This window comes from Pseudomonas sp. 24 E 13, from assembly GCF_900004715.1.
Classification (GTDB): Bacteria; Pseudomonadota; Gammaproteobacteria; order Pseudomonadales; family Pseudomonadaceae; genus Aquipseudomonas; species Aquipseudomonas orientalis_A.
In genome coordinates, this window is record NZ_CVTO01000126.1 from 140,607 (window position 1) to 151,274 (window position 10,668).

Sequence of the window (10,668 nt, forward strand, 5' to 3'; positions counted from 1 at the left end):
TCGGGTGGTGAACGCCTAGGGCTTGTGGTCCAGGCGTTCGGGTGACGCTCAATGAGCGGTCACTGCGTGACTCAGGCGGCGGTGGATGATGCCGCCTGGGTGTTGCGTCAGAAACTGATCGGTGCGTCGTAGGCCTTGACCGCAAACCCGTACACGGTGGCCGGTTGCAGCCTGACCGTACGTGCCTGGCTACCGCTGGCCGGGACGCTCAAGGCTTCGCCCGGCAGTACGTAGGTGCGCGGCAGCATGGCCCTGCCGTCGCCGGGCAGCAGTCGCAGCTCCTGCGCCAGCCGCACCACATACGGCGTGTCGTTGCGCACCTGCAACTGGCCGTCGCGCAGTGTCCAGGTCAGGTCGGTCCAGGGTGTGCGGTTGGGGGCCAGGCCCTTGGGGTGCACGATCACCGGCAGGTTCTGGCGCACGGTCACGCCCACGCGGGCATGCCCGGCGGCGGTGGCTGCGCGGCCTTGGGGCATGCCTTCGAACACCACGCGTTTAAGCCGTTGGGTGAGCAATGGCTGCTGGTTTTGCAAAATGAAACGCACCAGCTGGGATTTGGACGCTTCGACCCGTGACAGCGGCGGCGTCACCACCAGCAATGGTTCGGTGTCCTCCGCAATATCCTGCAAGGTGACATGCAAAAGGGCGAGCTGGTTGTCGGTGTTGGTCACCGACACGGACGCTTCGCCGTCTTCTTCATGCACGATTACCACGGAGGTGTCCGGGACCATACCGTCGGCTTTTACCTGATTGCCGAGCACGAGGAACAAGGCAAGGAGGCCCACAGCGGTGTTTGAGAATGTCGTCGTCATGACGGGTTTCCATTAGGCCGAAAAGAGGATCGATCAGAGGTAGCGCAGGTCCAGAACGATGGCTCCGTCGAGCGGGACTTCCTGGTCCAGGGTCAGGTAACGCGAGAAGTTGATGGCGGTGCTCACTTGAAGCTGGACGATCAACTGGCTGATGAAGTCGGGTTGACGGTCACCCGTCGGTGCAAAGGCCATATGGGTACCGGGGTAGGCATTGGGCTCCTGCGACCAGGTTTCACCGTTGTCGGCGGAGGCCAATACCTGCATGGGCTGCGCGTCGCCCACCGCGTTGCGATAGGCCAGCGCCACGGAGCCCAGGCGCTCTTCGGGGACGTGGATGTTCCTGCCCAGCCCGTAGAAATAATCGGGAGCCGACGAAGAGTCGGCGCGATTATCGATGCCCACCAGCGCAAACAGCATGGGCCTGGCGCACTGCACGCGCAGTTCGAGCATCTGGATCGGCAGCACGGTGAACTCGTCGTCTTTGAGGCTGTGGGACGCAATCTTGCCGTGATCGACGGTGCCGTCATGGGTCAGCTCGATATGGCAGGCATCCGGGGTTACCCGGCCGGTGACCGTCAGATCGACGACCGAAGCCCCATGGGCTGCGGTCATCGTGGCCAGGCAAAGCCCGGCGATGAAGATGCGCATCCATCTACAGGGCTCGGGCAACGTAAGACGCAGCCCATGCCTGCAGGTGGTCGGAGGATGGGCGGCCATAGGTTAGAGGTACTTCACTTCAAGGGTGGCCGAGCCATCGATGGTGACTTCATTGCTAAGGTCCAGGCTGTCGGCGCGGTTGATGATCGTGAGCACTTCCAGATCCACGCTCAGGTCTTTGATCGACAGCGGCTGGGTGTCGTCGCTCATCGACGCCGCCGCCATGTACATGCTCGGTTCCCAGAATTTCTCGGCGTACCAGGTTTTGCCCTGGTCCATTGATGCGATGGGTTGAACGCTCACGCCGTCGGCAACCATGCCGCGCCACGTGAGGGAGAAGTGGCCCAGCTTCTGGGTTTCATTGATAAAGCCCAGGCCGAAGTCCGTGCTTAGGCCTGAGGCCGCGCGGTTATCGATGGGGTGCAGGGCAAACTGGATCGGCGCGTCACAGTTGACGCTCATCGACAGGGTATTCACCCCAATCGCCGTTCCCCTGTCCGGGTGCAAATCCTTGGCGGACACCTTGCCGTGGTCGATCACGCCGCCGCCGGAAAGGCTGGGGGTGCAGGCGCTGGGCACGATCAGGCCCTTGACGGTCAGGTCCACGCTGGACGCGGCAAAGGTCGTTGCCGAGTTGAGCAGCAGTACGCTGGCGGCCAGGGTGGTCAATCGGGTTTTCATCGGGGAGCTCCTTAGAGGTAATTGACTTGCACAGTGGCGTGGCCGTCGATGGGCACTTCGTCGGTCAGCGTCAGGCTGCTGGCGGGGGCGATGTGCGTGATCAGGCGTATTTCGGCGTCCAGCGCCTGGACCGCAATCGGCGCCAGGCCGTCGTTGTCGGCGACCGCCGTCAGCAAGGTATGGCTGAGCATCACCGAGGGCATCCAGGTCACGCCGCCATCCCGGGAGGTGATGGTGCGTACCGGCACGCCATCGGCCACTGGCCTGTACAGGCCGAGCCCGGCATCGCCGACTTTTTCATCGTTGGCTGTCACGCCCAGGCCATGCCAGGCGAAGTGGCTGGCGGTGGTGCCGGCGCGGTTGTCGATGGTGTTCAGGGTGAAAATAGTCGGCCCTTCACAACGCACGCTCAGCAGCATGGTTTCTCTGGGCAGGTCGGTGTAGGTGTCGGGGTTGAGGTCTCTGACTGATACCTTGCCGAAGTCAACCGTGCCATCACCGGAGACCATGGGCGCGCAGGCACTCGGGGTGATGATGCCCTTGACCGTGAGGTCCTGGCTGCTGCCTGCCAGCGTGAAAGATGAGGCGCCCAACAAGAGGACGGCCAAGGGAACAGCGCTCAGGTAAGTCATCGTTTAAACCTTCCTTAGTACGAAAGATGAAGGGTTAGAGGTACACCACTTCCAGGGTGGCGGAGCCATCGATCGGTTGTTCCCGGGTCAGGGTCAACTCACTGGACGCGGCGATAAAGGGGTGTACCACCAGGCTGCTGTTCAGCGTCTTGATCGCGATGGGCGCCCAGTTTCCATTGGCGTTGTTCCCGAAGGCGGTGAGTCGGCCGCGCATCCAGATGGCGTCCTCACTGTTCTCGTTCCAGGTGGTTCCGTTGTTTGTTGAGACCAGCTTGCTCACCGGCAGGCCGTCTGCGAGGTAATCCCTGACGATGATGACAAAATTGCCCACCCGCTCCGTGTCGTTGATAACCCCCAGGCCGTAGGAGTAATCGTCGGGGCTGTTCGAGGAGCCGGCGCGATTGTCCACACCGTCGAGTGCAAACAGCGTTGCCGCCTCGCAGCTCAGGTTCAGTTGCAGGGTGGTGGCCGGCAGGGGGGTGGATTGGTTTTCGCGAAGATCCCTGGCGGCGATCTTTCCATAGTCGGCAACACCGCCCTGGGCCAGCGTGGGGGTGCAGGCGCTGGGCGTGATCAGCCCTTTGACGGCCAGGTCGACGCTGCTGGCGGCAAACACCGAGGCGGTCATGGTGAGCAGCAGGGCAGCGCTCAACAGGCACAGGGAGGTTTTCATGGTGGAAGCGTCCATTTACAGGTACTTGACTTCAAAGGTCGCGGAACCGTCGATCGCCACTTCGTCGGTCAAGGTCAGGTCTCTTGCCGGGGCAATGGAGGTGTAGAGCGTGACGTCCAGGATCGCGTCCTTGATCGGGTGCGGCGCCCAACCGGTGTCGCCACGACTGCCCAGTGCCACCAGGTCGTTGGGGGCGATGCCATCGTCAGGCATCAACTGGCTCCAACGTTCCTCGCCGTTGTACCTGGCCAGGAGCGTGGAGGGGATCTCGGCGACGGGGTTGCTGAACGCCAATTGATACCTGCCCAGCTTCTGGTTTTCGTTGATCATGCCCAGCCCGAAGGAGCCAGGGTAGATAGCGGAGCCGACCCGGTTGTCGATGGGGTCAATGGCGAACAGCGTCGCCGCATCGCAGTTGACGCTCAGTTGCACGGTCTTGCGCTCAAGCGTGGTGGTTTTGTCGAGGTTCAGGTCTTTTGCGGCGATTTTCCCGAAGTCCACATCACCTGGCAGGCTGGGTGTACAGGCACTGGGTGTGATCAGCCCTTTGACGGTCAGGTCGACGCTGCTGGCGGCGAACACCGCGGAGGTCATGGCGAGCAGCAGGGCACTGCTCAACAGGGATACAGGGGTTTTCATTTCAACTCATTCCATTGCAGTCGGGCAGATTGAAACGCGTGCAGGTCAACGCCCGTTCCTGAGTGAGCGAGGGGGTTGGCTTGGCGGCGGTTTCGAAGTTTTTTGCGGTTGCCGGGGAGTGGCAAACCTTCCCTCTTTTTGGGGTGGACACAATTTAGCGAGGGGGCTGCGAGGGGGAAATACAACTAATACGACATTGGCCAGGCGTGGCTGGCGCGCTGTTTTGAAGGCTGTTTCGCGGTGCTTTTCGTAGTTGTTGTATGGGCTTGAATGGACTTGAAAGGTTATAGGTGCTGCGGTCGATAACCTTCGAAAGGGTATGTCTGGCGCTGCTGCGTGACAGCTCGCCCTGGCGACTGCGCCAATGCCGCAAACGGCTGCCCGATTAACCACCACGAAGAGGTACTGATGGGCTCGCCAGGAGGTTCAACCGCAGGAGCGAGCCAGACAGTCAAACCGCCTTTTTCCCCCCGGCCTCATTGGCAGCACTTGAATGTGCTGGTGGTGGAGGATCATTCGGCCTATCGCCTGTTATTGGGTTGGCTGCTGCAAAAACTCAGCCTCGGCCACCAGCTTGCCGCCAATGGCCTCATGGGGTTGGACGCCTTTACCCATAGGCCCTTCGACCTGGTCATCAGCGATTGCCGGATGCCCCTCATGGACGGTTACAGCATGGCCCGCGCCATTCGCCGGCACGAGCGCGAAAACAGGTTGAAGCGAGTGCCGATCATCGCCTTGACCGCCAATCTGCAAAACGACAGCCCGAAACGTTGCCGCAAGGCCGGCATGGATGCCTGGCTGGTCAAGCCGCTGACGCTTGAACAATTGCACGCTGTACTGGTGCGTTGGTTGCCGGGCGATGAAGGCCCGCGCGCCGGAAAAGAAGCCGCGATGCCAATTATCAATTGGCCAACCCGTGCTTCGCTGGTCGCCACGTTTGGCAGCGACGTCATTGTCGACCAATTGCTGGAAAGCCTGCTGGTGGAGGCTTGGGAAGACCTGCGTGTGTTACGCCATGCGCGTGCGACGTTGAACGCATCACTGACCGCCGAGCACTTGCATCGGTTGATCGGCAGCCTGGTGTTTCTGGGGGGCGCGGGCCTGGAAACCAGCGCCGTGAGTGTGATCAGGCAGGTCCTGTGCGATGGCGTCGCTGCGCATAAGGCGCAGTTGGAAGGGTTCGAGGCACAGCTGTGCACCTATCTCGATTACCTGTCCGACATTTGAAGAATGCTGGTGCTGAGCATTCATCTCCACAGCGATCTGGTTTTGACTGTAGGCGCTTTCCTATTGTGTTGTAGTCCAAAAAGTGGCCGCTACTGAACATTGGGTTCGGCCGCAAGCGGCTCTTTGTTAGCAGTTGTTGATGATCGCAGGCAGAGGTATTTTGCGCGGATTCAAGTTGCCATCATTCGTGGGTGCCTATGCTTAGAGTAATTATTGCTGACGATCACCCCATTGTCCGAGTCGGGCAAAAAGTCGTGATCGAGGCGAATGGCAAGTGCAAGGTGGTCGGTGAAGCCGACGGCCCCGATCAACTGCTAGGCGTGCTGGGTGATACACCGTGCGACGTACTGGTCACCGACTTCGCCATGCCCGGCGGCCAGCAGGCTGATGGTTATTGCCTGTTGGGCCTGCTGCATCGTCAGTATCCGCAGTTGCCGGTGATTCTGGTGACGATGTTCGCCAATGTCGCCACCTTACGCGCCGCCTTTGCCCATGGCGCCAGGGCGGTGGTCGCCAAAAGCGCCTCGGCCAAGGAGTTGCCCCTGGCGATCAAGGCCATACAGGCCGGACAGACCTTCGTCAGCGAATGCCTGCGCATGCAACTGGTGGAGGCCGGCACCGGTGACCAGTCCCGGGAACCCCAGCTATCGGGCAAGGAGCGCGAGGTGGTGCGCATGTTGGCCAGCGGCATGACCGTCAGCCAGATCGCAGCCCAGGTCAACCGCAGCGTCTCCACGATCAGCAAGCAGAAGAGCACGGCCATGCAGCGCTTGAGTATTTCCACCGACGTTGACTTGTTCGCCTACGCCCGCAGTACCGGCATAGCGCCGTAGCCCGCCCATTTGCCTGGCGAATGAGAGTAGCCAGGGCGGCGTGGGCAGCTTATCGTGCGCCTACTCTTTCGACCCCTGCGGAGCCTGCCCATGAGTGATGCCCACAACGCCCTGATCAGCCGATTCTACGGCGCCTTCCAGCGTCTGGATGCCGAAGCCATGATCGCCTGCTACAGCGATGACGTGGTGTTCAGCGACCCGGCCTTTGGTGAACTGCGCGGCCGTGACGCGGGGGATATGTGGCGCATGCTCACCACGCGGGCCAAGGATTTTTCCTTGACCTTCGACCAGGTAAACAGTGATGAACGCACCGGCAGTGCACACTGGGTGGCCACCTATTTGTTCAGCGCGACCGGCAATACCGTGGTCAACGATATCCAAGCGCGCTTCGTCTTTCGCGAGGGCAAGATCTGCGAGCACCATGATCAGTTCGACCTGTGGCGCTGGTCGCGCCAGGCGTTGGGCACCAAGGGCCTGCTGCTGGGTTGGACACCGCTGGTGCGAAACGCCGTGCGCGCCCAGGCGAACAAAGGCTTGAAGGCATTCCAGGCCAGTCGTTGATAAACTGGGCGCCCCTTTGCCTTGCCGAATCCATCCGTGAGCACGCCTGAACCCAAGCCCTGGTACGTCTACCTGGTGCGCGCCGCCAATGGCGCGCTGTATTGCGGTATCAGCAACGACCCGGTGCGCCGATTCGCTTCGCACCAGAGCGGCAAGGGCGCGCGGTTTTTCCTGTCCAGCCCGGCCATAGCGCTGGTGTACACCGAGCAATGCGCGAGCAAGAGTGAGGCGTTGCGCCAGGAGCGCTTGATCAAGAAATTGAAGAAGAGCGCCAAGGAGTGCCTGGCGGCAAGTGGCTCATCACGCTGACTGATAGGTTCCCATTACACCGTCGGGACCTTTTGCGCGGTAATCTGCTCGTTCATTCGCCATCCGGAGCCTCGTATGTCCGAGCTCATCCTGCATCATTATCCAACCTCACCTTTTGCGCAAAAAGCTCGACTTTTACTCGGCTTCAAGGGGCTCTCCTGGCATTCCGTACACATTTCGCCGGTGATGCCCAAGCCCGACCTGACGGCCTTGACCGGCGGCTATCGGAAAACCCCGGTGCTGCAGGTGGGGGCGGATATCTATTGCGACACGGCGCTGATCGCGCGTCGTCTGGAGCAGGAAAAGGCTGCGCCTGCGCTGTTCCCGCCGGGCCAGGAAATGATCACCCAGGCATTCGCCGCCTGGGCCGACAGCGTCGTGTTCGCCCACGCCGTGAGCCTGGTGTTCCAGCCGGAGTCGGTGGCGGTGCGTTTCGGCAAATTACCACCCGAAGCCATCAAGGCCTTCATCGCCGACCGCGCCGCGCTGTTCAGTGGCGGCACGGCCAGCAAGCTCCCGGCCGAGTTGGCCAAGCATCAGTGGCCGGCGATCATGACGCGGCTGGAGCAACAGCTACAACGCGAATCCGGCGATTTCCTGTTCGGCGCGCCTTCGATTGCCGACTTTGCCCTGGCCCACTCACTGTGGTTCCTGAAAGCCACGCCGGTCACCGCGCCGTTTGTGGATGCCTATCCGGCCGTGTTGGCTTGGCTTGAACGCGTGTTGAGTGTTGGCGACGGCACAGCCAGTCCGATGACCGCAGAGCAGGCCTTGAAGATCGCCCGCGATGCCACCCCGGCACCGCTGCCGGATGAGGCGTTCGAGGACTTGAACGGCTTCAGGGCGGGACAGCAGGTGACCATCGCGGCCATCGACTATGGCGTCGACCCCGTGGCCGGTGAGTTGCTGTTTGCCGGGCGCGAAGAACTGATCCTGCGTCGTACTGATGAACGTGGCGGCACCGTGCACGTGCATTTCCCTCGGTGGGGGTTTCGCATCCAGGCGCAATAACAAAAAAATAATTACTCACTGATGTGAGGTAAACCTGCGGCCCATCCGTGTAGTGCATGAAACTGCGATCAATTCGCATTAACAGCGTTTTCTACACGGGTTCTCACAGCATGAAGTCGACGGCGGGCGGTTGGGTCAAACAGTGGCTGGGAGCCTCGGTACTGATGGTGTCGGGGGTGGCATTGCTGCCCCTGGCGGTGGCGCAGGCGCAGGAGCAACAAAGCGCGCAGTTCAATTTTGACCTGGCAGCCAAACCGCTGCCTCAGGCCCTGAGTGATTTCAGCCGGGTGACCGGCATCAGCGTGATCTATACCGATGAAGCGCCCTACGGTTTCAACGCCCCGGCGCTCAGCGGGCAAATGAGCGCGACCCAGGCCCTGCAACGCCTGCTGGGTCAATCAGGCTTCACCTTCCGCCGGATCGACGCCCGCACCCTGGCCCTGGAACCTGTGCCAACCGATGGCGCGGTCAATCTCGGCGCTACCACCATCAGCGGCGCCAACCTCGCCCAGGACAGCACCAGCTACCAGCCGCCGCCGACCAGCTCGGTGATGCGCTCCCGTGGCCTGTTGCTGGAAACCCCGCAGACCGTCAACGTGGTCCCGGCTCAAGTGCTGCGCGATCAACAACCGCGCAATCTGGATGATGCGCTGGGCAATATCAGCGGTATCACCCAGTCCAACACCCTCGGCAGTACCCAGGACGCGGTGATGCTGCGCGGTTTTGGCGACAACCGTAACGGCTCGATCATGAAGGACGGCATGCCGGTGGTGCAGGGTCGCGCCTTGAATGCGACGGCCGAGCGTGTCGAAGTGCTCAAGGGCCCGTCGTCGTTGCTGTATGGCATCCAGGACCCCGGCGGCGTGGTCAATATCGTCAGCAAAAAGCCCGAGCTGCTGCAGTCCACTTCCCTGACTGCGCGCGGCTCCACCTTCGGCAGCGGCAAGAACGGCAGCGGCGGCAGCCTGGACACCACCGGCCCGGTGGGTGACAGCGGCCTGGCCTATCGCCTGATCGTCGACCATGAAGATGAAGACTACTGGCGCAACTACGGCACCCACCGCGAGACCTTGGTGGCGCCGTCGCTGGCATGGTACGGCGACACCACCCAAGTGGTGTTGGCCTATGAGCACCGCGAATTTCTTTCGCCGTTCGACCGTGGCACCGCCATCGATCCCAAGACCAACCATCCGCTGAATATCCCCGCCACCCGCCGTCTGGACGAGCCGTTCAACAACATGGAGGGCCGCTCCGATCTGTACCGCCTCAGCGTCGATCATGATCTGAACGACGACTGGAAAGCCCATTTTGGCTACAGCTGGAACCGCGAAACCTACGACGCGAGCCAGGTACGCGTGGTCAAGGTCAACACCAACGGCACCCTGACCCGCAGCATGGACGGCACCCAGGGCGCGCTGACCACCGACCGCTTCGCCACCGCCAGCCTGGAAGGCAAGGTGAATGTGGCGGGTATGCAGCATGACCTGGTGTTCGGCCTGGATGACGAATACCGCAAAATCTACCGCGCCGACCTGATCCGCCAGACGCCGCGTGGCGTTTTCAACTACAACAACCCGGTATACGGCAACGAAGTGGCGGGCTCCAAAGTCAGCGCGCCGGACAGCAACCAGACCGACCTGCTGCGCAGCGACTCGTTGTTCTTCCAGGACGCCATTCACCTGAACGATCAGTGGATCCTGGTCGGCGGCGCGCGCTACCAGATGTACGACCAATACGCCGGCAAAGGCGTGCCGTTCACCGCCAACACCGATGGCAACGGCCAGAAATGGGTGCCGCGTGCCGGGTTGGTGTATCGCTACACCGATGAGCTGTCGTTCTATGGCAGTTATACCGAGTCGTTCAAACCCAACTCCACCATCGCGCCGTTGGCCAACAAGACCGTGCTGGATGGCAGCCTGGACCCTGAAGAATCCAAGGCGTGGGAGCTGGGTACCAAGTTCGACCTGCCGGGACGCATCACCGCGAGCGCGGCGTTGTTCACCATTGATAAACGCAATGTGCTGGTGCAGGTGGGCGACGGTTTGACCTCGGTCTACAGCGTGGCGGGCAAGGTGCGATCCCGTGGGCTGGAAGTGGATGCCAGCGGCCAGTTGACCGACAAGTGGAGCCTGATCGGCAGTTACGCCTACACCGATGCCGAGGTCACCGAAGACCCGAGCCTCAAAGGCAATCGCCTGCAGAACGTGGCGAAAAACACCGGCTCGCTGTCGGCGGTGTATGACTTCGGCAGTATCCTGGGCGGTGATCAACTGCGCGTCGGCGCCGGAGCGCGTTATGTCGGTGAGCGGGCAGGGGATGCGGCCAACAGCTTTGAATTGCCGAGCTATACCGTGGCCGATGTGTTCGCCAGCTACGACACTCGGCTCGAGGGGCAGAAGGTCAAGTTCCAGCTCAATGTGAAGAACCTGTTTGACCGTACCTACTACACCTCGTCGGTGAACACGCAGTTCGTGTCTATTGGCGATGCGCGGCAGGTGTCGGTGTCCAGCACCCTCACTTTCTGACTGCGGTTCGCTTTATGTGGGAGGGGGCTTGCCCCCGATAGCCATAGGTATCTACACAACTCTGTAGCGCCCAACCGTAACCACGATGCGAAGCGAGTCGCTCTTGAT

Annotated in this window: 12 protein-coding genes; 6 read left to right on the forward strand and 6 right to left on the reverse strand. The window is 61.5% G+C overall.

Annotation, left to right across the window (positions count from 1 at the left end; genetic code table 11):
• Positions 1–107: 107 nt before the first annotated feature.
• Genes BFP90_RS16125 through BFP90_RS16150 form a run of 6 tightly spaced genes read right to left on the reverse strand, consistent with a single transcriptional unit; the run spans position 108 to position 4,094 of the window.
• Positions 108–812 (reverse strand): fimbria/pilus chaperone family protein, encoded by a 705-nt coding sequence (locus BFP90_RS16125; protein WP_065895329.1) that lies wholly within the window; start codon positions 810–812, stop codon positions 108–110.
• 33 nt (positions 813–845) lie between these two features.
• Positions 846–1,529, reverse strand: a complete 684-nt coding sequence (locus BFP90_RS16130; RefSeq protein ID WP_065895330.1) for a DUF1120 domain-containing protein — start codon at positions 1,527–1,529, stop codon at positions 846–848.
• Between the two features lie 3 nt (positions 1,530–1,532).
• Positions 1,533–2,150, reverse strand: a complete 618-nt coding sequence (locus tag BFP90_RS16135) for a DUF1120 domain-containing protein (RefSeq protein ID WP_065895331.1) — start codon at positions 2,148–2,150, stop codon at positions 1,533–1,535.
• An 11-nt stretch (positions 2,151–2,161) separates the two neighbouring features.
• Positions 2,162–2,782 carry a DUF1120 domain-containing protein gene (locus BFP90_RS16140; protein ID WP_065895332.1) on the reverse strand — a complete coding sequence of 207 codons (621 nt, stop codon included), beginning with the start codon at positions 2,780–2,782 and terminating at the stop codon, positions 2,162–2,164.
• 34 nt (positions 2,783–2,816) lie between these two features.
• Positions 2,817–3,455 carry a DUF1120 domain-containing protein gene (locus BFP90_RS16145; RefSeq protein WP_065895343.1) on the reverse strand — a complete coding sequence of 213 codons (639 nt, stop codon included), beginning with the start codon at positions 3,453–3,455 and terminating at the stop codon, positions 2,817–2,819.
• Positions 3,456–3,470: 15 nt separating this feature from the next.
• Positions 3,471–4,094 (reverse strand): DUF1120 domain-containing protein, encoded by a 624-nt coding sequence (locus BFP90_RS16150; protein WP_065897361.1) that lies wholly within the window; start codon positions 4,092–4,094, stop codon positions 3,471–3,473.
• Between the two features lie 408 nt (positions 4,095–4,502).
• On the opposite strand from BFP90_RS16150, the gene BFP90_RS16155 reads away from it, so the two are divergent.
• The 6 genes from BFP90_RS16155 to BFP90_RS16180 all read left to right on the forward strand — a co-directional run bounded on the left by BFP90_RS16155 (position 4,503) and on the right by BFP90_RS16180 (position 10,560).
• The gene (locus BFP90_RS16155) at positions 4,503–5,321 is read left to right on the forward strand and encodes a response regulator (RefSeq protein ID WP_065895334.1); all 819 of its coding nucleotides are present in this window, start codon (positions 4,503–4,505) and stop codon (positions 5,319–5,321) included.
• Between the two features lie 197 nt (positions 5,322–5,518).
• Complete coding sequence (locus tag BFP90_RS16160; RefSeq protein ID WP_065895335.1) at positions 5,519–6,154, forward strand: response regulator transcription factor; 636 nt, start codon at positions 5,519–5,521, stop codon at positions 6,152–6,154.
• Between the two features lie 90 nt (positions 6,155–6,244).
• Positions 6,245–6,715 carry a nuclear transport factor 2 family protein gene (locus tag BFP90_RS16165; protein ID WP_065885884.1) on the forward strand — a complete coding sequence of 157 codons (471 nt, stop codon included), beginning with the start codon at positions 6,245–6,247 and terminating at the stop codon, positions 6,713–6,715.
• A gap of 36 nt (positions 6,716–6,751) precedes the next feature.
• Entirely contained in the window at positions 6,752–7,024 is a 273-nt protein-coding gene (locus BFP90_RS16170; protein WP_065895336.1) for a GIY-YIG nuclease family protein, read from the forward strand.
• A gap of 75 nt (positions 7,025–7,099) precedes the next feature.
• Positions 7,100–8,035, forward strand: a complete 936-nt coding sequence (locus tag BFP90_RS16175) for a glutathione S-transferase family protein (RefSeq protein ID WP_065885886.1) — start codon at positions 7,100–7,102, stop codon at positions 8,033–8,035.
• A 110-nt stretch (positions 8,036–8,145) separates the two neighbouring features.
• Positions 8,146–10,560: a TonB-dependent siderophore receptor gene (locus BFP90_RS16180; RefSeq protein ID WP_065897363.1), complete on the forward strand. Its 2,415-nt coding sequence runs from the start codon at positions 8,146–8,148 to the stop codon at positions 10,558–10,560.
• Positions 10,561–10,668 lie beyond the last annotated feature (108 nt).

Coding starts and splice junctions, on each gene's coding strand:
- BFP90_RS16130 (WP_065895330.1), bottom strand. CDS start 1,529: ATGGCCGCCCATCCTCCGACCACCTGCAGGCATGGGCTGCGTCTTACG.
- BFP90_RS16125 (WP_065895329.1), bottom strand. CDS start 812: ATGACGACGACATTCTCAAACACCGCTGTGGGCCTCCTTGCCTTGTTC.
- BFP90_RS16150 (WP_065897361.1), bottom strand. CDS start 4,094: ATGAAAACCCCTGTATCCCTGTTGAGCAGTGCCCTGCTGCTCGCCATG.
- BFP90_RS16160 (WP_065895335.1), top strand. CDS start 5,519: ATGCTTAGAGTAATTATTGCTGACGATCACCCCATTGTCCGAGTCGGG.
- BFP90_RS16145 (WP_065895343.1), bottom strand. CDS start 3,455: ATGAAAACCTCCCTGTGCCTGTTGAGCGCTGCCCTGCTGCTCACCATG.
- BFP90_RS16135 (WP_065895331.1), bottom strand. CDS start 2,150: ATGAAAACCCGATTGACCACCCTGGCCGCCAGCGTACTGCTGCTCAAC.
- BFP90_RS16175 (WP_065885886.1), top strand. CDS start 7,100: ATGTCCGAGCTCATCCTGCATCATTATCCAACCTCACCTTTTGCGCAA.
- BFP90_RS16140 (WP_065895332.1), bottom strand. CDS start 2,782: ATGACTTACCTGAGCGCTGTTCCCTTGGCCGTCCTCTTGTTGGGCGCC.
- BFP90_RS16165 (WP_065885884.1), top strand. CDS start 6,245: ATGAGTGATGCCCACAACGCCCTGATCAGCCGATTCTACGGCGCCTTC.
- BFP90_RS16155 (WP_065895334.1), top strand. CDS start 4,503: ATGGGCTCGCCAGGAGGTTCAACCGCAGGAGCGAGCCAGACAGTCAAA.
- BFP90_RS16180 (WP_065897363.1), top strand. CDS start 8,146: ATGAAGTCGACGGCGGGCGGTTGGGTCAAACAGTGGCTGGGAGCCTCG.